Annotated in this window: 21 protein-coding genes; 14 read left to right on the forward strand and 7 right to left on the reverse strand. The window is 62.0% G+C overall.

From position 1 onward, the window contains the following. Window positions 1-59 precede the first annotated feature (59 nt). The 3 genes from HKD24_RS07840 (at window position 60) to HKD24_RS07850 (ending at window position 4070) form a co-directional block, all read left to right on the forward strand. Window positions 60-599, forward strand: a complete 540-nt coding sequence (locus HKD24_RS07840; RefSeq protein WP_194259781.1) for a GlcG/HbpS family heme-binding protein — start codon at window positions 60-62, stop codon at window positions 597-599. 160 nt (window positions 600-759) lie between these two features. Further along, window positions 760-2679, forward strand: coding sequence for an AsmA family protein (locus HKD24_RS07845; protein WP_194259782.1), 1920 nt, complete (start codon window positions 760-762; stop codon window positions 2677-2679). 65 nt (window positions 2680-2744) lie between these two features. Next, window positions 2745-4070 (forward strand): UDP-glucose dehydrogenase family protein, encoded by a 1326-nt coding sequence (locus HKD24_RS07850; RefSeq protein WP_194259783.1) that lies wholly within the window; start codon window positions 2745-2747, stop codon window positions 4068-4070. Between the two features lie 9 nt (window positions 4071-4079). On the opposite strand, the gene HKD24_RS07855 is transcribed toward HKD24_RS07850, so the two are convergent. The 5 genes from HKD24_RS07855 to pspF form a co-directional block, all read right to left on the reverse strand. Further along, a complete protein-coding gene (locus HKD24_RS07855) occupies window positions 4080-5486 on the reverse strand; it encodes a sugar porter family MFS transporter (RefSeq protein ID WP_194259784.1) in 1407 nt (468 codons plus the stop codon). A gap of 223 nt (window positions 5487-5709) precedes the next feature. Next, window positions 5710-7590, reverse strand: coding sequence for an adenylyl-sulfate kinase (gene cysC, locus HKD24_RS07860; protein WP_194259785.1), 1881 nt, complete (start codon window positions 7588-7590; stop codon window positions 5710-5712). Between the two features lie 2 nt (window positions 7591-7592). Further along, complete coding sequence (cysD, locus tag HKD24_RS07865) at window positions 7593-8387, reverse strand: sulfate adenylyltransferase subunit CysD (RefSeq protein ID WP_024716878.1); 795 nt, start codon at window positions 8385-8387, stop codon at window positions 7593-7595. A gap of 77 nt (window positions 8388-8464) precedes the next feature. Further along, the gene (locus tag HKD24_RS07870) at window positions 8465-9145 is read right to left on the reverse strand and encodes a phosphoadenylyl-sulfate reductase (RefSeq protein ID WP_194259786.1); all 681 of its coding nucleotides are present in this window, start codon (window positions 9143-9145) and stop codon (window positions 8465-8467) included. Between the two features lie 306 nt (window positions 9146-9451). Continuing rightward, window positions 9452-10504 (reverse strand): phage shock protein operon transcriptional activator, encoded by a 1053-nt coding sequence (gene pspF, locus HKD24_RS07875; RefSeq protein ID WP_194259787.1) that lies wholly within the window; start codon window positions 10502-10504, stop codon window positions 9452-9454. 114 nt (window positions 10505-10618) lie between these two features. Between pspF and pspA the strand changes: the two genes are divergently transcribed. From pspA to HKD24_RS07925, 10 genes are all read left to right on the forward strand, one after another. Next, window positions 10619-11302 (forward strand): phage shock protein PspA, encoded by a 684-nt coding sequence (gene pspA, locus HKD24_RS07880; RefSeq protein WP_194259788.1) that lies wholly within the window; start codon window positions 10619-10621, stop codon window positions 11300-11302. 27 nt (window positions 11303-11329) lie between these two features. Further along, the gene (gene pspB, locus HKD24_RS07885; RefSeq protein WP_194259790.1) at window positions 11330-11566 is read left to right on the forward strand and encodes an envelope stress response membrane protein PspB; all 237 of its coding nucleotides are present in this window, start codon (window positions 11330-11332) and stop codon (window positions 11564-11566) included. After that, window positions 11563-12894, forward strand: coding sequence for a RodZ family helix-turn-helix domain-containing protein (locus HKD24_RS07890; protein WP_194259792.1), 1332 nt, complete (start codon window positions 11563-11565; stop codon window positions 12892-12894). The genes pspB and HKD24_RS07890 overlap by 4 nt, the downstream gene beginning before the upstream one ends. Window positions 12895-12896: 2 nt before the next feature. After that, window positions 12897-14240, forward strand: coding sequence for a GIN domain-containing protein (locus HKD24_RS07895; protein WP_194259794.1), 1344 nt, complete (start codon window positions 12897-12899; stop codon window positions 14238-14240). Between the two features lie 70 nt (window positions 14241-14310). Beyond that, window positions 14311-15096, forward strand: coding sequence for an MlaE family ABC transporter permease (locus HKD24_RS07900; RefSeq protein WP_011252502.1), 786 nt, complete (start codon window positions 14311-14313; stop codon window positions 15094-15096). After that, window positions 15093-15896 (forward strand): ABC transporter ATP-binding protein, encoded by an 804-nt coding sequence (locus tag HKD24_RS07905; RefSeq protein ID WP_194259796.1) that lies wholly within the window; start codon window positions 15093-15095, stop codon window positions 15894-15896. Before HKD24_RS07900 ends, HKD24_RS07905 begins: the two co-directional genes overlap by 4 nt. Continuing rightward, complete coding sequence (locus HKD24_RS07910) at window positions 15893-16099, forward strand: hypothetical protein (RefSeq protein WP_062510935.1); 207 nt, start codon at window positions 15893-15895, stop codon at window positions 16097-16099. The genes HKD24_RS07905 and HKD24_RS07910 overlap by 4 nt, the downstream gene beginning before the upstream one ends. Window positions 16100-16270: 171 nt before the next feature. Then, window positions 16271-17674 carry a DNA repair protein RadA gene (gene radA, locus HKD24_RS07915; protein ID WP_194259798.1) on the forward strand — a complete coding sequence of 468 codons (1404 nt, stop codon included), beginning with the start codon at window positions 16271-16273 and terminating at the stop codon, window positions 17672-17674. Between the two features lie 205 nt (window positions 17675-17879). Then, window positions 17880-19481, forward strand: coding sequence for a Hint domain-containing protein (locus HKD24_RS07920; protein ID WP_194259800.1), 1602 nt, complete (start codon window positions 17880-17882; stop codon window positions 19479-19481). Between the two features lie 20 nt (window positions 19482-19501). Further along, complete coding sequence (locus tag HKD24_RS07925; RefSeq protein ID WP_194259801.1) at window positions 19502-21466, forward strand: glycosyltransferase; 1965 nt, start codon at window positions 19502-19504, stop codon at window positions 21464-21466. 10 nt (window positions 21467-21476) lie between these two features. Here HKD24_RS07925 and HKD24_RS07930 read toward each other — a convergent pair whose 3' ends face one another. Both HKD24_RS07930 and HKD24_RS07935 read right to left on the reverse strand, forming a co-directional pair. Continuing rightward, window positions 21477-23153, reverse strand: coding sequence for an alginate export family protein (locus HKD24_RS07930; protein ID WP_194259803.1), 1677 nt, complete (start codon window positions 23151-23153; stop codon window positions 21477-21479). Between the two features lie 98 nt (window positions 23154-23251). Next, the gene (locus tag HKD24_RS07935; RefSeq protein WP_194259805.1) at window positions 23252-23839 is read right to left on the reverse strand and encodes an IMPACT family protein; all 588 of its coding nucleotides are present in this window, start codon (window positions 23837-23839) and stop codon (window positions 23252-23254) included. Between the two features lie 80 nt (window positions 23840-23919). On the opposite strand from HKD24_RS07935, the gene HKD24_RS07940 reads away from it, so the two are divergent. Then, on the forward strand, window positions 23920-26508 hold the full coding sequence (locus tag HKD24_RS07940; RefSeq protein WP_194259806.1) for an MMPL family transporter: 2589 nt from the start codon (window positions 23920-23922) through the stop codon (window positions 26506-26508). The last annotated feature ends 27 nt before the right edge of the window (window positions 26509-26535 follow it).

Genomic DNA, 26535 nt, shown 5'->3' on the forward strand with positions numbered 1-26535 from the left:
ATTGCGAGCCACGCCCCGCAGACAGCATGCTTGCCGTTCCACAACGAGAGAACCGGCTGATGCTTCCAGACGCAAAACCGCTCCTTCCCGCAGCAGCACTCGCAGTGGCGTTTCTCTGCCCCGCCGCTTTTGCCCAGCCCGCTGCCAGCTCCCATATTATCACGAGCCAGAAACTCGACTGGTCCACCGCCGCGGCCCTGGCCTCCGAAGCCGTCCGCATCTGCGCCGCACAGGGCTATTCCGTGACCGCCACCGTCGTGGACACGAGCGGCCATGAACAGGCCGTCATCAAGGGCGACACCGTTCCCCTGCAATCGCTCTCCGTCTCCTATCGCAAGGCTTACACGGCCTATTCCTACGGTCTGGCCTTCAACAAGAATACGACCAGCGAACTGATCGCCGCAGGCGTCACCGGCCCGGCGAACGGCGCCCTGAACACCATCCCCGAAGTCCTGTTCGTTCCCGGTGGCGTCACCCTGCGCCGCACGAGCGATCACGCCATCCTTGGCGGACTTGGCGTTTCCGGCGCACCCGGCGGTGACAAGGACGAAGCCTGCGCCCTGCATGCCGTCGAAAAATTCAGGGCTGAGTTCCAGTAACACAACCGCCGTCCGGGAAATCAAAAGGGACGGGCCTTTTTATCTCTGAGGCCTTTCCTGAAATAATTCCTGTATCCTCCAGTCTTTCACACAGAGTTTCCCTTTCAGAAACTTCCCGGTATTGTCCGGCCTCACTGAAGAATCCCTGAAAGACTGTCTCTTGCTGCGCTGGTTTCTGGTTTCCATCCTGTCCCTGACCGTTCTCCTTCTGGCCCTGTTCGGCGCAGGATGGATCTGGATCGACCATAAGGACCTCGCTGCCTTCGCCACCGCGAAGCTGGAAAAAAAGCTCGACCGCACCGTCCATATCGGCGCCCTGCACGTCCATCCCGGCACCTGGCTGACGATCGAGGCCGATGACGTCTCCATCGCCAATATCGCCAGCGGCACGCGCCCGCAGATGGTCACGCTCGGCCATCTCGGTGCGCAAATTCGCCTGACCTCCCTGATCTGGGGACCGCCAGAAACGCGCAATGTCGTCATTTCGAAGTTCTCGGGCCTGTTCGAGCGCACGCCGGCGCATCTGCCCAACTGGCGTTTCGGCCCCCATCAGAATGAACCACGGCCGCCGCTTTCTCCCGAAGAACGTGCCAAAGCCAATGCTGCTCCAGATCTGCACGACGCTCCGGGCCTGCGCAACGCCACGATCCTCGATAGCGACGTCACCTACCGCTCGGCCAATGGTGCGTCCTACAAGGCCACGCTTGAAAAGGTCGAACTCGCCTCGACCAGCGATACCAGCCCGTTCACCATGACGCTCGCAGGCGCCTATAATGGCACGCCCGTAAATATTTCCGCCGAAATGGAGCCCATCCGCGAGCTTCGCAAAACGCCTCAACGTCCCTACGGCACCAGGGCCCATGTCACGTCCGGCGACATGACCTCGGACTTTACGGGCACCCTGACGGACCCGATGGATTTTGACGGCGTGGAAGGCCACACCACCGTCACCACGCCTACATCCGACACATTGTTCAGCGTCGCCGGCATGAAGGGTGACCATGCGCCCGTCAAACTGACGCTGTCCGGAGATTTCAGCCATTCCGGCGATAACTGGCATTTCCGCAAGGCGAACGGCACCATCCAGACCAGCACGATGGAAGACGGCGACTTCACGCTTGTCGAAGGCAGCCACGGCAAACCCGATGACGTTACGGCAAAGATCGGTTTTGGCCGCCTCGACATTAACGGCCTGATGCCCATCCTCGCGCCTTCCGGCTCAAAAGGCAGCAAGAAGAGCCCCTCCACGACCCATGCCGACCTGCTGCTCCTCACCCCACCCGATCCGGACCCGCTGGTCCATTTCGATCTTGCCGCCAGACAGCTGATCTACAACAAGCTCGATTTTGCGAACCTGAAGATCCAGGCCGCCCAGATCCCCAACCGTATCGATGTCCCTGTCCTGCGCCTCGGCTATGTGGGTGCCTCACTGAGCGCCAACGGCCATATCGAAGCCGATGGGAAATCCTCACGCATCGCCGCCGAAGTCGCCCTCACCCACGGCGACATCGACCGCCTGCGCCGCGTCGCAGGTCTCGCACCTGTTCCCGTTCAAGGCACCTTGAGCCTGCGCATCACCGCCAGCGCCAACAACGTCCATACCCTCAACGAAGCCATGAGCCGTGCCGACCTGACGGCTGCCGTCAGCATGGAAAAGGGCGAAATCGCCCGTGAGATCGTCGAGGCCGCCTCGATGGATCTGCGCCTGCTGTTCCGCCACGCCAAGGGCGTGACCCCGATCACCTGCCTGCTCGGCGTCCTGCAGATGCATCAGGGCATCGGTGTGGTCGTGCCGCTCCGTCTGCGGACCGGTGCCGGCACGATCGCCGCCAAAGCGAATTTCGACCTCAACCGCAGGTGGCTCGATCTCGTCTTCGCCAGCCGCCCCTTCTCCACCAGCTTCTTCGCTCTGGACGTGCCCGTCCGCGTCAGTGGCCGCTTTGACGCCCCGATCCTTTCCCTGGCCAAATGGTCCAAGGAAGGCCGGACCATGCTCGCGGATTCAAACGAGGTTACGAACCTCCCGCCCGTCCTGCAGGGCTTTGCGGCCTCGAATGCCTGTGCACGCCCCACGCGCTGAGGCCGATTTGCACCCCATCCTGCCCCCGGCTATGCACGTCGGACCGTAAAGAAGAGGGTCCCAATATGCGTATTGCAATGGTCGGTGGCGGATATGTCGGTCTCGTCTCGGGCGCGTGCTTCGCCGAGTTCGGAGCCGACGTCGCCATCGTGGAACAAGACCCGAAAAAACTCGCCGCCCTTACTGCAGGCCGCATTCCCATCTACGAACCCGGACTGGACACCCTCGTCGCCAGCAATGTCGAAGCCGGACGCCTGACGTTCGGAGACGACCTCGGGGCAGCCATGAGCGACGCAGACGCGGTCTTCATCGCGGTCGGAACGCCCACGCGACGGGGGGATGGGCATGCCGACCTGACCTATGTCTATGCCGCAGCCGAAGAAATTGCCCGCGCAGCTAGAACGGATCTGCTGGTCGTCACGAAATCCACGGTACCCGTGGGCACAGGCCGCGAAGTCGCCCGCATCCTGCGTCAGACCCGCCCGGACCTGACGTTCGATGTCGCCTCCAATCCCGAGTTCCTCCGCGAAGGCAATGCCATTGAGGACTTCATGCGTCCGGACCGCGTCATTGTCGGCATTGACCGTTCGGGACCGGACGGCGGCGCACGGGCACAGGGACTGATTGAACAGCTTTATCGCCCGCTGCTGGCCATTCAGGCGCCGATTGTCCTCACAGATCTGGAAACGGCCGAACTGACCAAATACGCCGCCAATGCCTTCCTGGCGATGAAGGTCACTTTCATCAACGAGATGGCCGATCTGTGCGAAAAAGTCGGCGGTAATATCCACGACGTCGCACGTGGCATCGGTCTCGACCAGCGGATCGGCAGCCGCTTCCTCAGCCCTGGCCCGGGCTATGGCGGCTCCTGCTTCCCCAAGGATACCCGCGCCCTGACCGCCATCGCACAGGATGCCGGCGCGCCTACAAGACTCGTGGAAGCTACGGTCGCCATTAACGAAGCCCGCAAAACGGGCATGGCCGAACGCATCATCGCTCAGGCTGGTGGCAGCCTTGAGGGCAAGACCATCGGCATCCTTGGCCTGACGTTCAAGCCCGATACGGACGACATGCGCGAGGCGGCCTCCCTGCCCATTCTGGCCCGGCTGCATGAGGCCGGTGCCACCCTTCAGGTGTTCGATCCCGAAGGCATGGATGCCGCCCGTGCGCTTCTGCCCCAAAACGTGCGTTATTGCGACGATGCGCTGGCCGCTGCCCAGGAAGCAGACGTTGTGGTAGTCCTGACAGAATGGAATATGTTCCGCGCACTCGACCCCGCCCGACTGCGCAGCGCCATGCGTGGCAATGCCATCGCGGATCTGCGCAACATCTGGAGCCCCGACCTCATGCGCGAGGCCGGGTTCGATTACCGCTCGATCGGGCGCCCCTGAAAGGCTGCATTACTGGGCCCGGGCTTCGGCCCGGGCTGCCGCGCGATCCACCGGCGCGAATGTTCCGTTCCGCAGGCGCCGCTCCAGTTCCTCAAGCGACTGGCCCTTGGTCTCGGGCACGTAGCGCAGCACGAACCAGAACGCGAAAGCATTGACGGCCGCAAACAGCCAGAACGTCCACCCGGCACCCAGCATCTGCACCAGTGACAGCGTGGTCAGGGAAATGATCAGATCCGCGCCCCAGTGGCTTCCGGCAACGAGGCTCATACCCTTGCCACGGCAGGACAGCGGATAGACTTCCGCCCCCACCAGCCAGATGGCGACCGACAGACTGCCCGTATTGAAAATGGTGTAGGCCATCACAGCCGCGACCGTGATCCACGCCCCGATACCACCGGTGAGGTGCATGGCAAACGCCATGCCCAGTACGGCCAGCGCCACTACGGCTCCCGGCAGCAGTCGCAGAAGCAGTGTACGCCGTCCCCAGGTATCGACGGCCCAGCCCCCGAACACCGTGGCAAAAACCATTCCGAACCCGACAGCCACGGAGGTCAGCAGGGCGGAATCCTGCCCGAACCCCGCATCGGCAAAGATCGTCGGCGCGTAATACATGACGGCATTGATGCCCGTGAACTGGCACAGAAGCGCAATCCCCACGGACGCTGTCAGCGCAGGACGCACCCAGGGTTTCGCCAGCTCGGACCAGGGAGCCTGTACATCGTGGTTTTCGACAATCTCGGCCAGCTCACGGTCAGCGGCCTCATCGGATATGCGCACACGCCGCAGGACCACACGGGCTTCTTCCGTCTGCCCGTTCAGGGCCAGCCAGCGCGGGCTGTTAGGCAGAAACGCCATGCCAAAGAAGAGAATGAGCGCAGGCAGCATCCCGATGCCAAACATCAGACGCCAGCTGAAATCCCGCAGGAGATAGCCGGTAATGAAAGAAACCGTAATGCCGGAGACCACGGCCAACTGGAACCCGACGACAAGGCGGCCGCGACGCTCGGGAGGCGAGATTTCCGCGATATAGATCGGCACAATCTGCGAGGCTGCACCGATGGCCAGACCCAGGATCAGCCGGGCAATGATCAGAACCGCTACACTTTGCGCGGACGCGACAACCACGGTCCCCACCAGGAACAGGGCTGCTGCAATCATCACCGTCCGCCGGCGACCGATCCGGTCGGAAATACCACCCGCCCCGAGACAGCCAAGCAGCGCGCCCAGAATGATGGCTGATGTGACGACTTCCGCGCCAAGCGTATCCAGATGGAACTGGTTGCGAAGCTGAAGCAGGGCGGAAGAAATGATGCCGGTATCGTACCCGAACAGCAGCCCTCCCGTGGCCGAGATGGTCGCAATGAAATTCGTCAGAGCATATCCGCTCAGCTTTCTGGACCCGTTCCTGTTCTGCATCGTGAACCCTTCCGCCGCGAAACCGCAGGCCGTTGTTCTGAAGACAATTCGTCTGCTTTAACGCTCCACATTCTAAAAGTAACATCAGAAAAGTGATGGTTTTCGTTTTTTGCGTGAAATTTTTCGTGTTCTTCCGAAACCTGTCATGGCAGGGCGCGCATGAAAAAACCCCCTCTCCTTGCGGAAAGGGGGTCAGACAGAAGCCTTGGGAGTAAGAGTATTCTTACGGCTGGACAATCCGCAGGATAAACGCCGTCAGGGTGTTGATGGCCTCCTGTTCCGGACGGTCCGCAGGCAGCCGCAGTTCCGGGGAAACCGGCGCTTCATAAGGCGCAGAGATGCCGGTGAATTCCGGGATCTTTCCAGCGCGTGCCGCGGCGTACAGCCCCTTGGGGTCCCGCTTTTCGCAGGTTTCCAGCGGCGTATCGACGAAGACTTCATGGAAGTTCTCGCCCACGATCTGCCGCGCCTGTGCCCGGTCCGCCTGAAGCGGCGAGACCAGCGCCACGATCACGACCTGCCCGCTCTCGGCCAGAATCTTCGCGACATGCGCCGCACGGCGGATATTCTCGTGACGGTCTTCCGGCGAGAACCCAAGATCGCTGCACAGCCCGGCCCGCAGGGTGTCCCCGTCCAGAACCGTTGCATTGATCGCCTGTTCGGACAGCGCCAGTTCAGCCGCACGGGCCACCGTGCTCTTGCCCGAACCGGGCAGCCCCGTCAGCCAGAACACACCGCTCTTGTGACCTCGTGCCTGCACCTGACGGGCGGCAGACACACGGCTGGCCGTCGGATGGATGGCATGTTCGCCATCCGCCAGTTCAGCCGGACCGATCAGCGGCGCCCCACCAACAATGCGCTGGTAACGGTCCACCAGAACGCCGCGCCCGTCGCCGAAGCCAGGCGAGAACGGGTCGAACAGCACGGCATGGGACGCCGCCAGCGTGATTTCCGCAAACCCGTCCGGCGGGACGCTGTCGCCTTCACGCAGGGTCAGGTCTTCCAGATCAACCACGGCGTCGATGGAGGCTACTGTCACGTCATGCTCGGCCGTGGCCAGACGCAGCGTAAAGCTCTCGCCCACACGCAAAGGCTCGCCACGCAGCCAGAACAGACGCGTGCGGATCCGGGCCGAACGCTCCGGGGCCGCGGCCTTGTCATCAGCCGGAAACAGCAGATCACCACGATCCGGCACCAGATCCGGCTCCAGACGCAGGGCAATGGACTCACCTGCACCCGCGACCGGAAGCTCCGGCGCATGCCAGCGGCAGACTTCCGCCACGGTCGCAACCTGTCCCTGCGCGCCGATGCTCAGACGATCACCCGCACGGACGGTCCCACGCTCAATCCGGCCCGCCACATAGCGGATGCCATCAAAACGATAGACATCCTGCACCGGCATCCGGAACGGCAGCGCCGCACGCGAGGCCGGCGGCGGAACATTGGCCAACGCTTCAACCAGCGTCGGACCCTTGTACCAGAGCGACCGCTCGGAGCGGCTGGCGATGTTGTCGCCATCACGGGCGGAGGCAGGCACCACAGCCTCGACCTCGATTTCCAGACGGCCCAGAAGCTGGCGCACATCGGACTCGACCTTGACGATCTGCGCCTCGTCAAAGCCCAGGATGTCGGACTTGTTGAGCAGCACGATCACATGGCGGATGCCGATCAGGCGCAGCAGCATGGCATGACGCCGCGTCTGTTCCTGCGCGCCTTCCTTGGCGTCCACGACCAGCACGGCAGCTTCCGCATCGGCGGCCCCAGTGATCATGTTGCGCAGGAACTGGCGATGGCCCGGCGCATCGACAATTACGAACTCACGCGAGCCCAGACGGAACGGAATGCGTGTGGAATCGACGGTCACGCCCTGATCACGTTCGATCTGAAGGGAGTCGAGCAGGAAGCTCCACTCCACCGCCAGACCACGCTTGCGGCTGCTCTCGACGATCTGCGCCAGCTTGCCGTCCTGCAGGCTGTCGGTGTCGTACAGAAGGCGCCCGATCAGCGTGGACTTGCCATGATCGACATGCCCGACGATGACGATGGGCGTCGCTGCAGCGCGGTGGATTTCCGAAAAGCTCTCGGTCACGATGTTGTCACCCATTTTCACAGATATCCCGCTACACGCAGACGCTCGAACACGTCCTCGGACTCATGATCCATTGCACGCCCCGCGCGCTCGGAGGTCCGGCTGGTTTCCAGTTCGGCAATCACTTCCGCTACGGTGGAGGCATTGCTCTCGATCGGATTGGTGATGTCCTGATCGCCCAGCGAGCGGTAACGCTTGCCGTCTTTGGCGAAATACAGATCCACCAGCGGAATGCCCTCGCGCTCGATGTAGCGCCAGATGTCGATTTCCCGCCACGCCAGCAGCGGATGGACGCGGATATGCATGCCATCTTCATACGGCGTGGCATACTGGTCCCAGAACTCGGGTGGCTGGTTGCGCACGTCCCAGCGATGCCCGGCACCGCGCGGGCTGAACACGCGCTCCTTCGCACGGGTCGCCTGCTCGTCACGACGGATGCCGGCAATGACGCCCCGGAACTTGTGCTTGTCGATCATCGCGGCCAGACCGGCCGTTTTGCGCGCAGCGGAGCGGGCAGCCGGCGGCAGGGACGGGTCGATTTCCTCAACCGGCGGGCAGTAGCCCAGCAGCAGGTCCAGGTTCCACTTCTTCGTATATTCGTCGCGGAAGGCATACATTTCCGGGAATTTCTTCTCGGTATCGACATGCATGACCGGGAACGGGACATGCCCCATGAACGCCTTGCGCGCCAGCCAGACCATCACGTTGCTGTCCTTGCCCAGCGACCACAGCAGGGACAGGGGCTTCAGCTTGCGATAGGCCTCGCGCAGGATGAAAATGCTCTGGGCCTCGAGCTGGTCCAGATCATCCATGATACGCGGCTGTGCCAAACCGGTGGTGGACTGATCCCGGGACAGGATCCGTGTTTGCGTCATTATCCGCTCCGTAGTCATGCCGGCCTGTGAATGCCGCATTCCGTCTTGGCCAGACCGGCCCAGCGGCCCGCCCGTCCATCTTCACCATCCTTGACCGCCCTTGTGCATGGAGCACAACCGATCGAGGTGTAACCTTTTGCAACCAGAGGGTGCCGCGGCAGATCCCGGCGCTGCATCTGCGCTTCGATTTTCTCGGGCCCCCAACCCGCCAGCGGGTTGAGCTTCACGCTGCCATCAGGCTGCGGATCAACCAGCGGAAGCGCCGCCCGTGTCGCGGACTGGCTGCGCTTGCGCCCCGTGATCCAGACATCGAAATCCGGCAGCACCAGATCCAGCGGCTCGACCTTGCGCAGCGCACAACAGGCATCCGGATCGAAATCCGCGAGCTGATCCTGTGGATCACGGTCCTGCAGCGCCTTTGGCGTGGGCGCGAGACTCCTCACGTCCGAAAGGCCAAGCCTGCGCGCCAGCCTGTCACGATATTCCAGCGTTTCCGGGAAATGCCGCTTCGTATCCAGAAAGAAAACCGGAACCGAAGGATCAATCTGCGCCACAAGATCCAGCAGAACAGCCGTCTCCGCCCCGAAAGACGAAATGACGGCCACACGTCCCTGTAGCAGACCCAGAGTCTCCTTCAGGACCCGCTCTTCCGGGATCTGGCGAAGGTGATCCAATTCCGTCTGTAAGAGAGGCATGTACTGCACCTAACCGTGTCCAGATCAGTCATGCCACCTGCGTGGCACGCCCCGAGACATAGGCGCATCATCCGTAAAAATAAACTATTTTATTTGATATAACTTTTTTGTTTGGTGATTAAATCACTTTTGGTTAGCGTTTTTTAGAGCAGGAACCATCTTACCTTTTCATAATTGGCGTCCTGACCCACAAAATGGCCTGAAACACCATTTCAGCTTTTCAGTGAAGTTAGTGCAATAACATAAAAAGCCGACCCAGCATGATCTGGCACGGTTCATGCATCAGCAATGGTCATGGATATGTTGTCACCCCTTCGGACCCAGCGCTTTGCGGGCCTCCTTGTCCGCCAGACCATGCAGCCGCAGGTGATGGCGGAACTGGTAGTAGGTCAGGCCAAGCAGCTCGGCGGCGCGCCTCTGACTGAACTGTGCTTCTCGCAGGGCAGCTTCCAGCAGGCTGCGTTCATGGGCGCTGATATCCGCACCAAAATCACGCGGGAATGTCAGGGGACCGGCATCCGCCATGGACGAAACCGGCTTTTCAGCCGGAGAAACCGGAGCCTGCCAGTCTGGCGTCACGAACGGGTCCAGCACGATCTCGTCCAAGGCCTTTTCCGGACGGTCCATCCGATAGACACTGCGCTCGACCACATTGCGCAGTTCGCGCACATTACCGGGCCAGTCATAGGACTGCAGACGTTCCAGCGCCCGGTCCGTAAAGCCTGCGAAAACCTTCCGCCCCAGCTCTGCGCTCATGCGGGTGGCGAAATGCCCGGCCAGCAGCGGAATATCCTCGGGACGCGCGCGCAGCGGCGGAATGTTCACGACATCGAAGGCCAGCCGGTCCAGCAGATCCGCCCGGAAGCGCCCTTCCCGCGCCATGGCGGGCAGATCGGCATTGGTCGCCCCGATCAGCCGCACATCCACCCGAATGGTCTCGCTGCCCCCCACGCGCTCGAAACTGCCGTATTCGATCACTCGCAGCAGCTTTTCCTGCACGGCCTGCGACGCGGTGCCGATCTCGTCGAGAAACATCGTGCCCCCGTCCGCCCGCTCGAAACGGGACAGGCGGCGCTTCTGCGCGCCCGTAAAGGCACCCGCCTCATGACCGAACAGTTCGCTGTCCAGCAGCGCTTCGGGCAGGGCCGCGCAGTTGAGCTTCACCAGCGGCCGGTCCCACCGGTCCGACAGCAGCGCCAGACGCGCGGCGACCAGTTCCTTGCCCGTCCCACGCTCGCCGATCACGAGAACCGGCCGCTTCAGGGGCGCCAGACGGGAGACCTGATCCAGCATTCCCAGAAATGCCGGAGCCCGCCCGATCGGGGTCGGCACCTCGTCCATATCGGTGCTTCTCGCCATTTTCTGGTCTCTCACGCCCCTGTTTCGGTCTTCAGTTCATAACACCCTCAAAACAGCATCGCTGACAAGGGCAGGCATTCTGTCCTAAGTCTCTCCAACAGGAAGGAAAGCATCATGGGTATTTTCTCTCGCCTCGCAGATATCGTGAACTCCAATCTCAATGCGATTCTCGCCACCGCCGAGGACCCGCAGAAGATGATCCGCCTGGTGATCCAGGAAATGGAAGACACGCTGGTCGAGGTCCGCAGTCAGGCCGTCCGCACGATCGCCGAGCGCAAGCAGCTTGAACGCCGCGTCCGCACCATGATGCATGAGGAAGACGAGTGGCACCGCAAGGCCGGCCTCGCCATCGAGCGCGGCCGTGACGATCTGGCCAAGGCAGCCCTCGCCGCCCGCCACAGCGTCGAACAGTCCCGCGAGGCGCTGGAGCAGCAGATCGCCCAGATCTCCGACGGGCTGGACCAGCAGAACGACGACATCTCCAAGCTTCAGGCCAAGATCGCCGATGCCAAATCTCGCGAAAAGGCGCTCTCCATCCGCGCCCGCACTGCACAGGGCCGTCTGAAGACCCGCGAGAAGCTCTATGACACCCGCATCGACGACACACTGAACCGTTTCGATCAGGTGGAACGCGCTCTTGATGAACTCGAAGGCAAGGCCGAGGCGTATGATCTGGGACGTCGTACCGGACATCCGACACTTCAGGAGGAACTTGCGGCCCTCGAAACCGATGCGGTCGTGGAAAGCGAGTTCGAGACCCTCAAGCGCCGTGTTGCCGAAAAGAAAAATGCAGGCTGATCATTCATCCGCCACAGGAACTCCGGAATGAATAACTTTAACACACTCGCTCTTCTGCTTATTTTTCTGCCCATGGTCGCCATCGTTGCCAACGCGGCAAAATCCATCGCAAAGCAAAAGTCTTCCCCCCAGCAGGACCCCATGCTTCAGGCCGCCCTGACACAGGCCGAAGCGCATGCTACGCGTCTGGAAGAAAGGATCGACCAGCTCGAACGCATCCTCGACGAGGATATCCCGGGCTGGAGAGCAAGGAACGCACGATGACACGCCGCCCCGTCCCCTTTTATGGTCGCCGCCCGGCGCTACTGGCGCTGCTGGCGGGCACGGTCCTGCTGGCGCCCGCAGCCCATGCGGCACGGATGACCCTCTCCGGAGAAGACCTGGACCTGTCCATCCCCTGCACGGGACAGGTGAAGGTCGTGGTCGATCCCGGCATGAAGGACGGGGCGACCCTTGATTCGAGCAGCATGGCCCAGGTTGCGATGCATACGGGCAAGGAAGAAGCGGAAAGCCGCATTTCCATCGCCACGAAAGCCTGCGCGCCCAGCGGGAAGCTGACGATCAGCATTTCCCCGAGCACCGGCCTGACCATCCATGACAGCCACGACACGCATTTCGTCATCACCGGAAAGCTTGCCTCGCTGGATGCGAGCCTCGATTCCACAACCATGGACATCGAGGACACGCAGTCGCTCGATCTGAACATGCAGGGCGCCTCCAATGTCCATATCAAGGCGCTGGAACGTGCAGCGCAGATCGTGGCGTCGGGAGCCTCGACCCTGACGGCCGACACCGCGCAGCTCGCCGCCCTTTCTGCGCAGCTGACGCAGAATGCGACCATGACCCTTTCCGGCAGCAGTATTGATGCCCTGACGCTGGTGACGGCCGATCAGGCCAGTGCCACCATTCTGGGTCATGCGACCGTCGCAACCGTCGCGGCCAACGGCACAGGCGAGGTCAATATCGAAGCCGTCTCCGGGCCTATGGTGCGCTCGGGCAAGGGCACAGTACGTGTCGGCGCGCAGAACGGTGTAATCTATCGTCCGACGACGCCTCCACCCGCTGCGGTGACTGCGCCTCCGACACCGGCACCGCTACCGGCTGCTCCCGTCGAGACCCCCGCCACCAGCGCCGCCTCGACCGTCCCCGCACCAGTCGTGCCGACACCCGCTCCTGTTCCCGCACCCGCTGCTCCCACCGCGCCACAAACACCGGTCCTGCCAACGGCTCCGACGAACACGCAGCCGGAAAACCAGCAGGGAAACAGTCAGCCGAGCGGAACATCCACTGCAGCCCCGCTGCCAGGCGTGTCGTCTTCCACGGCGGAAAAGGCACCTTCTGTTGAAGCAGCGCCTCCCGCAGTCCCCCCGGTGCCCTCGCAGCAGGCCGGAAACGCTGCTCCTGCCACGACCCCGGATACGGATTCTGCGCCGGCGCCACAGAACAATGCTGCCACCGCTCCTCCGGAAGGCAGCGCGTCGGGCACCGCCACATCCACCCCGAATACCTCCACAGTGCCTGCCTCTTCGGGAACTCCGACGCCTGCCCCGGCAGCACCGCCTGCTACGAGCAAGAACTCGCAGGGAGAATAGGAATGCGCGCCCGTCTGTCGGCACCTCTTGCCCTGATTGCGCTGATGGGAGGCCCTGTCATGGCGGCTCCGGCGGCCGCGCCTCCGCCTCCGCCCGCCCCTCCTGCGCCGCCATCCCTTGAATCATCGGCAGCCAGCGCTGGGACGCTCGTCATCCCGAAGACCTGTCTTGACCATCTCGCCATCATCGGCGGACCGGAGACCCGTCTCGTTTCGGGCAGCGGCCGCCTGACACGTCATGCGGACCGGCTGACATTCACCACATCCGCAGCAGACTGCACGAAAGAAGCAGACGCGGTTGTCATGGTTCCGGCCCGGACCGGTATCGAGATCCAGATGCCCCATGACCGGGCGACCACGTATCGCATCACAGGCGTCAACGGAGACCTGACAGCCACTACGGGGCGCGGCAATCTGGACGTTGATCAGGTCAGCGGCCTGACGCTCACCATGGGCGGCAGTGGTGACGTATCGGTCGGACATGCGGGCGGCCGGGTTTCCGTTAAGGATTTTTCCAGCGGTGACCTGCATATTGGCAGCATCGCAGCCTCTGGCGCCGACCTTACGACCATGTCGTCCGGCGACATCCAGATTGATCAGGGCAATGCCGATGTCCTGACCGTGCGTAATTATGGTTCGGCAGACACCACACTGAACGGCACCGTCCGCGATGCGGACCTGACCCTGATGGGCAGTGGTGACATCGTCCTCGACAGGGTCACGGACACCCTGAAGAAGCGTGCGCTCGGTTCCGGCTCCATCACGGTTGACGAAACGTCGGGCGCCCGGATCACAACGCTGACCACACCCGATACATCCGCCGTCCTGTCCGACACGCTGAAAGATGTTCTGAACCAGTCCCACGTGGAGTTTCATTTCGGTGACGCGGAGACTGCCTCTTCTCACACCAGCCATCATTCCGGTGGCCATGGCGTGATTGGTCTTCTGCTGAAGATCTTCCTGATCATCTGGCTCGTGCGTCTCTTCCGACGCTACCGGAAGACCGGCATCGTGCCGTTCAGAAAAACCGTGGACAGGGCCGCTGCGGGTTATGCTGCTGGCGTACGGAGCTGGTCACAGCGCGATCCGGTATGGCGTGAGACTCCGGCAGCGGGTGTGGCGGCTGTTGTAAAAAATGCCGTGCAGGGCTTCCGGGGTTATCAGCCCGCACCTCCTGAAGACTTTTCGCATTCCGTCCCGCCCGGACACCCGCTGGCCCGGCTTCAGGACCGCCTGATGCGGATGGAGCGCCGAATTGGTCTGATGGAGCAGTTCGTAACCTCGCCCGATTTCAGCCTGGAGCGGCAGTTCCGTGAGCTGGAACGGACCGATGGACGCCGTGCATGAACTACGGTTCTCACCGGTATGATGGACGGAAACTTTGACGTCCGGATGCTGGCAGGGTAGGGGCTGAAGGGTGAATGCCGTTCTTGATCCCATAGCGGCCCTTGGCCGTGCCGCTCTCGGCCTTATCAAACAGGCAGGTGCTCTCGCCCTGTTCGCGCTGGAGGCCCTGTCGCATCTGGTGCGACCGCCCTTTTACTGGCGCATCTTCTTTTCCAGCCTGATCGAGACGGGGTTCTTCTCCCTGCCCGTCGTGGCCCTGACCGCCCTGTTCTCGGGTGCCGTCATCGCACTGCAATCCTATGTGGGCTTCGGGCAGTATCATGTGCAGAGCGCCATTGCCGGGATTGTCGTCCTCGCCGTAACCCGCGAACTCGGGCCTGTTCTGGCCGGGCTGATGGTCGCCGGGCGTGTGGGCGCGGCCATGTCCGCACAGATAGGCACCATGCGCGTGACCGACCAGATCGACGCGCTCACCACACTCTCTACCAACCCGATGAAATATCTCGTGACGCCGCGCCTGCTGGCCGGGACGCTCGCGCTGCCCTGCCTTGTGCTGGTGGCCGATATTCTGGGCGTGATGGGCGGTTTCACGGTTTCGGTCGCCAAGCTCGGCTTCTCGCCCTCGACCTACATCACGGCCACACTGGACTCGCTCAAGACGATGGATGTCGTCGTGGGACTGGTGAAGGCGGCGGTGTTCGGATTCCTGATCGCGCTGCTGGGCTGCTACAACGGCTATAACAGCCGGGGCGGCGCGGAAGGCGTGGGCTCGGCCACGACGGCCGCCGTTGTTGGCGCATCCATCCTGCTGCTGCTGTTCGATTACCTCCTGACGGACCTGTTCTTCTCACAATGAGCACTCCCCCCGTAAGCACGCCCAAGATCCGCATCCGCGGCCTGCACAAGGCCTTCGGCTCCAAGATCGTGCTCGATGGCGTGGACCTCGATGTCGAGACCGGTACGTCCATGGTCATCATCGGCGGTTCCGGCTCCGGCAAGTCCGTCCTGCTGCGCTGCATCCTCGGCCTGATCGAACCCGACGCCGGCACGATCGAGATCGACGGTGAAAACCTCCTGACGGCATCACGCTCCCGCCAGGACGTCCTGCGCCGCCAGATCGGCATGCTGTTCCAGAACGCCGCCCTGTTCGACAGCATGAGCGTTGGCGAGAACGTGGCCTTCGGCATCCGCGCCAAACATTCCGACCGCAACGGTCCGCCCCCCTCGCGCACGCAGGCCCTCCAGATGGCCGGAGACCTGCTCAAACAGGTCGGGCTTGATCCCTCCGTCGGTGATCTCAGCCCGTCGGAATTGTCGGGCGGCATGCAGAAACGCGTCGGTCTGGCCCGCGCCATTGCGGGCAACCCCAACATCATGTTCTTCGACGAACCCACAACCGGGCTGGACCCGATCATGGGCGCTGTGATCGACGGGCTGATCGTAGACTGCGTACAAAAGCTCGGCTCTACGGCCATCGCCATTACCCATGACATGGCCTCGGCCCAGCGGATCGGAAACCGGGCGGCCATGCTCTATCACGGGCGGCTGATCTGGCAGGGTGAGGCGTCCGAACTCATGCATTCCGGCAATGCCATGGTCGATCAGTTCACCCACGGCCGGCGCGAAGGCCCCATCACCATGGAGCTGCGCAAATGAGCATTCTCCCCCGCTTTCCCAAAACCGATCCTGTCATCTGGAAGCGCATCGGACTGAGCTATCTGATTGCCCTGCCGCTTCTGTACATCATGTTCCGACACCAGCCGGCCCATCCGAACATGCTGATCCAGCTTCTCGGATTCCTGCTGATCATCATGGTGTCCCGCCTTCTGGCACGCCTGATCCTGCGGACCGACAAGTAAGCATCCGGGCGCTGCCCGGACCCGGCAGGGATCTTGATCCCTGCACCCTGATTTTAAAGGTTTCCAAAGGTCGAGACCTTTGGTGGGGTCCGGGGCAAAGCCCCGTCTGGATCAGCACCGGGACACTCCCTATATACTGGCTTTGTTCCCCTCAGTCCGAAGAGATCCGTCTTGGCCAAAAAGCCGACTACCCGTTACGTCTGCCAGAACTGTGGCGCCACCTATCCGAAATGGAATGGTAAGTGCGAAGCCTGCGGCGAGTGGAACACGCTGGTCGAGGAAAAGATCGAGCCTACAGCCCGCAAGACCGGCAAGCTGAGCGCAGGGCGCCTTCAGACGGTCCGGCTGGATGGTGAAACCCGCCCGCCCCCGCGCATCACGACCAGCATTGCCGAACTGGACCGCGTTCTGGGCGGGGGTCTCGTCCCGGCTTCCGTCGTGCTGGTCGGCGGTGATCCCGGTATCGGCAAGTCCACACTCATGCTCCAGACCACCTGCGCACTGGCACGGTCCGGGCATCGCGTCCTGTATGTCTCGGGCGAAGAATCAGTGGACCAGATCCGCATCCGTGCCCAGCGGCTGGGTCTGGACCGCGACAGCAAGATGCTGGACTCGCTGGACCTCGCATCCTCCATCAATGTGGGCGAGATCGTCGGATCGCTTGAACAGGACCGTGCCCATACGGTCGTGGTCATCGATTCCATCCAGACGATGTGGCTGGAAAGCGTGGAAAGCTCGCCGGGTTCGGTCTCACAGGTCCGGGCCAGTGCATTTGAACTGATCCGTCTCGCCAAAACGCTTGGCTTTGCACTGATCCTGATCGGGCATGTCACAAAGGAAGGGTCTCTCGCCGGACCGCGTGTTCTGGAACACATGGTCGATGCCGTCATGTATTTCGAAGGCGACCGCGGGCACCAGTTCCGCATCCTGCGTGCGGCCAAGAACCGCTTTGGCGCGACGGACGAAATCGGCGTCTTCGCCATGACCGATATCGGGCTGACCGAAGTCCCCAACCCGTCCGCGCTGTTCCTTGCGGAACGACGCGGCAATATCGCAGGATCAGCCGTCTTTGCCGGACTGGAGGGGACGCGCCCCGTCCTGCTGGAAATCCAGGCCCTGCTGTCACCCAAAGCTGGCGATGGCACCCCACGCCGTGCGGTCGTGGGCTGGGACACGTCCCGGCTGAATATGCTGCTGGCCGTTCTGGACGCCCGCTGCGGACTCAAGCTCGCCAATATGGACGTCTATCTGAACATCGCCGGCGGTCTGCGCGTAAATGAACCGGCCGCCGATCTGGCTGTGGCGGCCGCACTCGTCTCTGCTGCGACAGGCACACCGACATCCCCCAATGCCGCTTATTTTGGCGAAGTCGGGCTGTCGGGTGAAATCCGGCAGGTCAATCAGTCCGATCTGCGCCTGAAAGAAGTGGCCAAGCTGGGCTTCGGCGAGGCGATCCTGCCTCGGCGTGTTTCGGCAGCATCCGCGCGGGTCAAGCCGCCCGCTGGACTGAAGCTGCGTGAGATCGGACATCTGACGGATCTGGTCGGACTGTTAACTGATACAGCGGAAACGTGAATATTCAGAACGGGGGCGAAGTAAATGGAGAAGGACAGCGCTTAGTTTTCACAGAGCTGTGCTGATCGTTTTTAACGATTTATTTGCAACACATCCCGGACCGGACTGTTTATGGCTGGTACAGCAACAGTCTTGAAATCCGGACATCCGGCCGCACCTGACGCGGCGTGAGTATTGTCCTTCCCACGCAAGGAATGCACACACCATGTCATCAACGTCCGCCCAGTCCTCGTCAGGCACCGAAACGGGAGCTGATGGCTCTGTTACTGTAGTTGGGGGCGCTACCGTCTCGGGACTGACCATCAATGGTGTGACGGAATATGTGCTCGGATCTGCGGTATCGACGATCGTGCACGGATATGAGCATTCCATGGTCGGCCCATATGTCCCCGTCACGACAGGGACCCAGATTGTAGAATCCGGTGGCGTCGCGGATCACACCCAAATCCTGTCTGAAATCTATAGTGACGACAGCTATATCCTGACGGAAGAAGCTCCTGCCAGCCAGGTCATTCAGAACGGTGGCACCGCTTTTGATACGACCGTCCAGGGGACGGCCGTCGATGCCTATGTTGGCGTCGGCCGGGACTATGACGAAGAACTGGAAGCGTATCAGACCGTTGAAAGCGGCGGATATGTCAGCGGCGTTCAGGTTAACGGGGATGCCATTTCCACGATTGCCGCAGGAGCCTCGGCCAACGATACGGTTCTTCAGGGCTCATCCGCACTTTTCTTCCTCGGGAGTGATGCAAATTCCTGGCACTATGAAACCCTTCGCTTCAAGGCCGAACAGGATGTTGAGGGAACGAGCGAAAATGTGACCGTCCAGTCCGACGGACTGCTGATGGTGGACGGGACCGTCCGGAATGTCACGGTTTCAAATGGGGGCACCGTTGTCGCTCGTGGTAGCGCAACCCTCTCTGACATTTCCATCGACAGTGGAGGCGTCCTTGAACTGAACGATGCTGATGTCGTGCTTTCCGACCCCATTACAGTTCACACGTCCGCCGCGTTCATCTTTTCTGATGTCAGCGCTACGAACGGAACATTCAGTGCCGTGGTTGTTCCTGACGAAGACGGTGCTACCGGAAATCTGGAAGTGTTTTCCGGAACGACGATGGTCAAGGACATTGCCGTTCAGGGTGACTTCACATCGCCGCTCTATTTCACCCAGGCCGCAGCCGGGAATTACCTTGAAATGGGGTTCGGCACGCCCTGCTACTGCCCGGGCACCCTGATTGCGACGCCCGGCGGAGAGCGGCCGGTCGAGGACCTGAAAATCGGAGATCCCATTCTCACTGCGACAGGTAAAGTCCGGCCGGTTCACTGGATCGGACGGCGCGCCTATGATCCCCTGTTTGCTTACGGCAACCGGGATATCCTGCCGGTCCTGATCCAGGCCGGAGCGCTGGCGGAGGGACTGCCGCAACGCGATCTCGTGATTTCACCGCTGCATGCCATGTTCATCGACGGTTTTCTCATCCCGGCCCTGCATCTCGTAAACGGGATTTCCATCATCCAGATCAAACGGCCGGAGACGATCCGCTACGTGCATGTCGAGCTCGAAAGCCATGATCTTCTGCTGGCCGAGGGAGCACCGTCGGAAAGCTTTCTCGATGACGGCTCGCGCGGGATGTTCCATAACGCCGACGAATACCAAATCCTCTATCCCGACCAGACCCAGCGGCCGCCGCAATACTGCGCACCCCGCCTTGAAGGCGGCGCCGAACTGGCAGTCATCCACCATCGTCTCCGCACCCGTGCCCTGAATCGTCAGGACAGGGCACAGACTGACAGCGCCGCCTGAACCTGAGGGACTTCCCGACTTTGACTGCCCCTCTTGTCGGCTATGTCGATCTCTGTGACCGCGAACAGTTTGCCGGATGGGCCGTTGATCTGGCCACGCCGGACACTCCGGTGCGGATTCAGGTGCGCGTCAACGGCGAACTGGTGGACGAAACGGACGCCGACGGTTTCAGGGCCGATCTTCAGGGCGCGGCACGGGGCGGATACTGCGCCTTTCAGAAAACCTGGCCGGTTCCCCTGCCGCATGAAGGGGCGTTGATCGAACTTACTGACGCCCGCGATGACCGTCCTCTGGCCGGCTCTCCGGTCCGGATCCCGCCCCTGCCCGCATCCCTTATGGGGTCGATCGATCTTGCGGACCGCTATCACATTGCAGGCTGGGTCCGGGATCAGCTCAACCCCGACCGGACAGTGTGGCTGACAGTCTGGGTGGATGGCCAACCTGCAGGACGGGTTCCTGCCAACCGCTTCCGCGCCGATCTGCGCGATGCCGGCTTTGGCACGGGACGGCATGGCTTTCATTATGCCTTTTCTTCCGCGATCGCCCCCCTGACGGATCATGTGATCGAACTCCGGCATGGCGATGAGCGCTTCGGCACACCCTGCACGATTTCCGGAACCGGCAACGTCCTGTCCGCAGAGCTGAAGACCCATGTCTCCAGCATTCTGCACGGACTGGATACACCCGTTGCACGGGCCGGGGCTCTGGCATTTCTCGTGAGTGAGGCGGACCGCCTCAGGGCACGGGAAAGTGCGGATCTGACGGCATTGCACGAGCGTGCACAGGCCCGGCGCATGCAGCGCCTCCGGCTTGAGGACAGTGACGCCCTCGCCGATGTTGCTTCGCTGCGGCCTGTTGCCCTGTTCATTGATGACCGCGCTCCTGATCCCCAACGGGATGCCGGTTCGGTCGCGTTCCTGTCGCATGTTCATACCGCCCAAAGCCTCGGCTACCGATGCTGCTTCATGGCATCCCGCTTTCCTCCCGGCGAAGAGGACCGCCTGCGTCTGGAGCAGCAGGGGATCGAATGTCTGATGCCGCCTGTCTTCACCTGCCCTGAAGAAGCGCTCAGGCAACTGGGAGCCGGGCTTGAAGTGGTCTATCTGCACCGGCTCAACAATGCGGAGAGCTATTCCGCCTTGGTGAGGGCCTTTGCGCCCACCGCCACGATGATCTGGAGCGTGGCCGATCTGACGTCCCTGCGCCTCCCCCGTCAGGCAGCCGTGGAATCCCGTCCCGAACTCGAACGGTTCGCCAGCCGTCTCGAGGTCCGGGAAAACATGTGTGCCTGGCTGGCGGATTTCGTGCTGACACATTCACCCGTCGAAGCCGGGCGCCTGTCACGCACCGTCCCCACAGCCAACGTGCATGTCGCCCCCTGGACCGTGCCGGTATTTCCCCGCAAAGGACGGTCCCCGGATACTCCCGTCATCGCCTTCGTGGGGCATTTCGCCCATGACCCCAATCTCGATGCGGCGAAATGGCTCGTTCTGACCATTATGTCGCTTCTGCGTGAGGCCGTCCCGGGCATCCGGTGCCGCCTGATCGGAAGCGCCATGCCGCATGCCGTCCATATGCTGGCGGCAGAAGACGTGGAAATTATGGGGGCCGTGCCGGATCTGGAAGAGGCTCTGGCAGACGTCTCCCTGTGTGTTGCGCCGCTCCGCTTCGGGGCCGGGATCAAGGGCAAGGTGCTCGAAGCCTGGGCGGTCGGTCTGCCGATCGTCATGACTCCGATCGCAGCCGAAGGTCTGGTAGACCCTGCCGACCCGATATGGCGAAACTCCATCGCCGATACACCCTCCACGTTCGCAGAGCGGATCATCGCATTTCTGGACCCTGCCACGGGCCAGGAGCAGGTTACGGCGGGGCAGAACCTTCTGAAAACCCGTTTCTCGGAACGGGCTGTTTTCAATGCCCTCTCCCCGCTTTTCCCTCCAGTGCCTCAGGAGATGGACGACATAGGCCCCATGGTCCTGAACTGAAAAACTGCTTTCAGAACCGGAACACGACATTGGACTGGGCATAGCTTCCGCTTTTGCCACCCGCCGCATGCAGCCCGTTTGAGGCCATGAACCGTGCCCCATAGATCTGCCAGGTCAGGTGCCGGTTCAGCTGGAGCTTGAGCGACGCCTGCGGCACCACGCCGATATAGCCGCCGTGATAGGTTTTCGAGAATGTGTACGGGCCGGACGAATTCCAGATCGCACCATCCGCATTTTCCCGCCACATGAACGGCACCTTGAACTGAATGCTCGCAAAGCCTTTCCAGGGCGTGACGCTGAAAACCGGCGAGAGGCTGACGAGATTTGACGGCTGGATATAGGTCGTGGTGTCCAGATAGTTCGTCTGCGGATTGAAGGGCGCCATATAGGTCCGGACCGGTCCGTTCGTTCCATCGGCCCCGCCGGAATACAGATCCGCCTGCACGCCGATGAAGGGGTGGAGCGGCGACGGCGTATGGCGGTATCCCACGATCGTATTGACCGAATAGGCCTGAACGGAACTCTTGTGCTCGCTGCCAGATTTCTGGAACGTCCCGTCCTGATAGAGACCACCGAACGAATATTCGAAGGACGCGGCGGTGCCATACCAGCGGAATCCCACATTCCCGCGTGAGGACGTGCCTTTCATTGAACCTGAGACGAGTGGCACGACCGACAGGCTGCCACCATAGCGGTACCCGTAATAGAAGATGTCCAGAAATGAATGGACCGTTTCCCCGCCAATGGAGAACTGCGGCACGAGAGCCGTAATGTCACCGCCATACAGGCGCGTACCGTAATCTTCCTTGTCGTGGAACATCAGGGTCGCATCCGTCTTGGTCTGGACGAAATCGAACGCATCGACCCGGATATTCGGCCAGATCGCATAGATACGGCCACCGTTCCACGACAGCGGCACGTTGGGCGTCTCGCGGTTATATAGGACATAGGACGGCGCATCGAGGAACTGCTGACGGCCGAACATGAAGCCGGTCTGCGCGCCCGCCAATTTGCCTTTAAATTCGATGAAAGCCTGCTGAAGGTCCAGCCGCTTGCGATACGTCGTGTTGTAGCCAAAGCCCTTCCAGCCCGCGGCATCCGCGTTGATGAGCTGACCAAACAGCCGGACATGCTCACCTAAATGCAGATCCGCGCCATACAGGTTCCGCACGCCAAAACGGCCGGAATTGCTGCCGCCCTTCTTTCCCAGAAAGGGCGTCTCCTCGTACCAGTTGCGCAGCCGCGTCTCGCCGGAAAAGGACAGCCAGATCGTCTTTGCATCATTCAGAGCGATGAACTTGAGCGGATCGAACGGATCGTCCCGGCGGCTTTTATCCCGCAGGAAGCTCCAGTCTTCCGCCCAGGGCGCCACACCATAACGGCCAACCGGCCCAAACCCAGCGGACTCGCCGTTGCCGTAACTGAACGCGCCCCACGGACCCTGACGCCCCTGCGGCGCATGGTTCTGACTGGCCACGACACGACGCGGCTGTGCCACGACACCGGCATGGGGATAGTTCTGGATGGGTGGCCGTTCCGTGGACGGGACGTGAATCCACTCTTCCGTCTGCGTAGTCGGCGTGGCCGATACCGGCGTTCCGGCTGCCACGGACAGCCGGGGCATGCAGATATCCAGCGCCATCAGGGCAAAGAGAGAGCGGTTCCTGTACGAATGATGACGCGACATAGCCTGAGAACTCCAGACGGGGTTCGCAGAACATTATGCAGAGCTGCAAAAACATCAATCGTCATAGTTTTAAATAATAAAAACTATTCTATTTAGTTTTAATCCAGCCGCGTGATGTCCATCTGCCCCCGCGTCCGATCCCGCAGCCAGTCCATGATGGCATCGGCCTCTTCCACAGGGACAGCCAGCGTCATCCAGGCCCCTTCCCCATCGAACTCACATTCCGTCCGGCTTGCCCGCCAGCCCTCGATTTTCGATTCCACCATGGCAAAGCTCGAAAACGGACAGTGAAACCTCAGGGGCACGGTTTCGATCCGCTCGATCCGCTCCGCCTCGCGCAGACACGCCGACGCCGCCCCGCCATAGGCCCGCACGAGCCCCCCAGCCCCGAGCTGCACACCGCCATACCAGCGCGTGACGACGATCATCACGTTGTCGAAATCCTGCCCTTCAATGGCAGACAGAATCGGACGCCCTGCCGTGCCTCCGGGCTCTCCATCATCGCTGGAACGGAAGCGCTGGCCCGTTTTGAAGGCCCAGCAGTTATGGGTGGCGTCCGGGACGGCGACCTCGCGAAAGAAGGTCATGGCGGCAGCTTCGTCTTCCACGGGGGCCGCGGAAGCGCGGAAAACACTGTTACGAATCACACTTTCATAGGTCGCGAGGCCGGGAAGAGTCCATGTCATGGCTTTCCTTCTGCCTCAGGATCGCTGAAATGTCAGGATGGGGTAGGGAAACGCTGCCCGTTCTGTTAAGGGTAGGCCCCATGTTTTCGGATCTGACCGGTCGGCTGAATGCCGTCTGCGCGCGTCGTGCGCCCCTCGTTCTGGCCCTGTTCGCACTGCTCTGTGCCGGCTGCGTTGCGTTAAGTATCACGCGGATCAGCGTGACCACTGACACGAGCAAGATGTTTGCCAACAGCCTGCCGTGGAAAAAGCGGAGCATGGAGCTGACGCGCCTGTTCCCGCAGGACAGCAACCAGCTTGTCGCCATCATCGACAGCCGTATCCCCGAACAGGGCCGGCTGGCCGCACGACAGCTTGCCGCGACGCTCTCGCAGGATCATACCCATTTCAAGACGGTCAGTCTGCCCGGCGACAATGCCTTCTATAACAGTCACGGCTTCCTGTTCCTTGATACGAAGGATCTGGAGCCCCTGCTGGATTCGATCGTCTCCGCACAGCCCTTCCTGGGCACGCTGGCGGCTGATCCGTCTGCCCGCGGGCTGTTCGGCGCGCTGGGGCTGATCGGTGAAGGCATCAAGGCCGGACAGGGCATCCCGAGCGGCTTCAACGGCGCGCTGGACGGTTTCGCCAATTCCCTGACCGCAGCGGCAAACGGCCACCCGCAGGACATGTCCTGGCAGAACCTGCTGATCGGCAAGCTCGCCGAACTGGGCTCGCAATACGAGTTCGTCGTCACCCAGCCGAAGCTCGATTACAGCTCCTTCCAGCCCGGCGAGAGCGCCACGACCGCCATGCGCCAGGCGATCAACAATCTCGAATTCGTGAAGACGAAGGAAGCTTCGGGCATCATCACTGGCGAAGTGAAGCTGTCTGACGAAGAGTTCTCCACTGTCGCACACGGCATGGTGCTCGGCCTCATCATCTCGCTTGTTCTCGTCGCAGTCTGGCTGATCCTTGCGGTCCATTCCCCGCGCGTCATCATCCCCATCCTGCTGACCCTCATCAGCGGCCTGCTCCTGACGACAGGCTTTGCGGCTCTGGCGGTCGGCGAGCTGAACCTGATCTCGGTAGCCTTCGCGATCCTCTTCGTCGGCATCGCGGTCGATTTCGCCATCCAGTACAGTGTGCGCCTGCGTGGACAGCGCAACCCGGACGGCTCGCACCCGTCCCTGCATGACGCCATCATCCTGACGGGTCAGGAAAGCGGTGCGCAGATCCTTGTCGCTGCCCTCGCAACAGCCGCGGGCTTTCTGGCATTCTATCCCACGAGCTTCATCGGTGTGGCACAGCTCGGCCTGATCGCAGGCTTCGGCATGCTGATCGCCTTTTTCTGCACCATGACGCTGTTGCCGGCACTGCTGTCTATTTTCCATGCGAAACTGGGCAATGGCACGCCGGGCTTTGCGTTCATGGCGCCCGCTGACGCGTTTCTGCGACACAAGCGCCGCCAGGTCGTCGGCGTTTTCGCGCTTCTGGGAGTTGTGGGGCTGGCTCTCATGCCGCTCCTGAAGTTCGATGCTGATCCGCTGCATACCAAGGATCCCAACACCGAGGGCATGCGCGCGCTGCATCTGCTGGAAGCCAACCCGCTCACCACGCCCTACAGCGCACAGGTCCTGACCCCGAACCTGACGGAAGCCGCCCGACAGGCCGCAGCGTTCTCGAAGCTGCCGAGCGTGCATGACGTGCTTTGGCTCGGCGCTCTGGTCCCCGATGATCAGAAGACCAAGCTGGCCATGATCGAGGACACAGCCTCCATCCTGCTGCCGACCATCACGGTCGCCAATCCGGCACCGGCACCGGACGCTGCGGCCATCCGCGCTGCCGCCGTCACGGCCGCGCAGAAACTGGATGCCGTGAAGGATCAGCTGCCCGCCCCGCTGGAAAAGATCCGTCAGGCCCTGCACACGCTCTCGACGGCTCAGGACAACACGCTGCTTCAGGCCAGCACGTCCCTGACGCGCTTCCTGCCGGACGAGCTATCGATGCTGCGCACGGCGCTCCAGCCCACGCCGGTCACGATGGAGAGCATCCCACAGGATGTGCGTCAGGACTATGTCCTGCCTGACGGCCGCGCCCGCCTGACCATCCATCCCAAGGGCCAGATGTCCGAGACGCCGGTGCTGCACCGCTTCGTCAGGGAGCTGCGTTCCGTTAACCCGGACGTGGCCGGCCCTGCGATGGAAATCACGGAGAGCGCCAACACGATCGTCCATGCCTTCACGGTCGCGGCCATCTGCGCGCTCATCATGATCGCCATCATCCTGCTGGTCGTCCTGCGCCGTCTGCTGGATGCGGCTCTTGTCATGGCGCCGCTGCTGATGTCCGCCCTGCTGACGGTCATTCTGGTCGTCACGGTGCCGGAGACGTTGAACTACGCCAACATCATCGCCCTGCCGCTGCTGCTGGGCGTGGGTGTGTCGTTCAACATCTATTTCGTCATGAACTGGCGCGAGGGTGTGAAGGGTCCGCTCACCTCTCCCACGGCGCGGGCGGTGCTGTTCTCCGCCCTGACGACCGCCACGGCGTTCGGCTCGCTCGCCCGCTCCGGCCATCCGGGTACGGCCAGCATGGGGCGTCTGCTTCTGATGTCGCTCGGCTGTACGCTGCTCTGCACGCTGGTCTTCGTGCCGGCCCTGCTGCCCAAACGCCCGATCGACGAGGCCTGAACCGCCCTGACACGGTTTGCAGCAATG

Origin of the sequence: Gluconobacter vitians, assembly GCF_015244565.1 — a bacterium.
GTDB lineage: Bacteria > Pseudomonadota > Alphaproteobacteria > Acetobacterales > Acetobacteraceae > Gluconobacter > Gluconobacter vitians.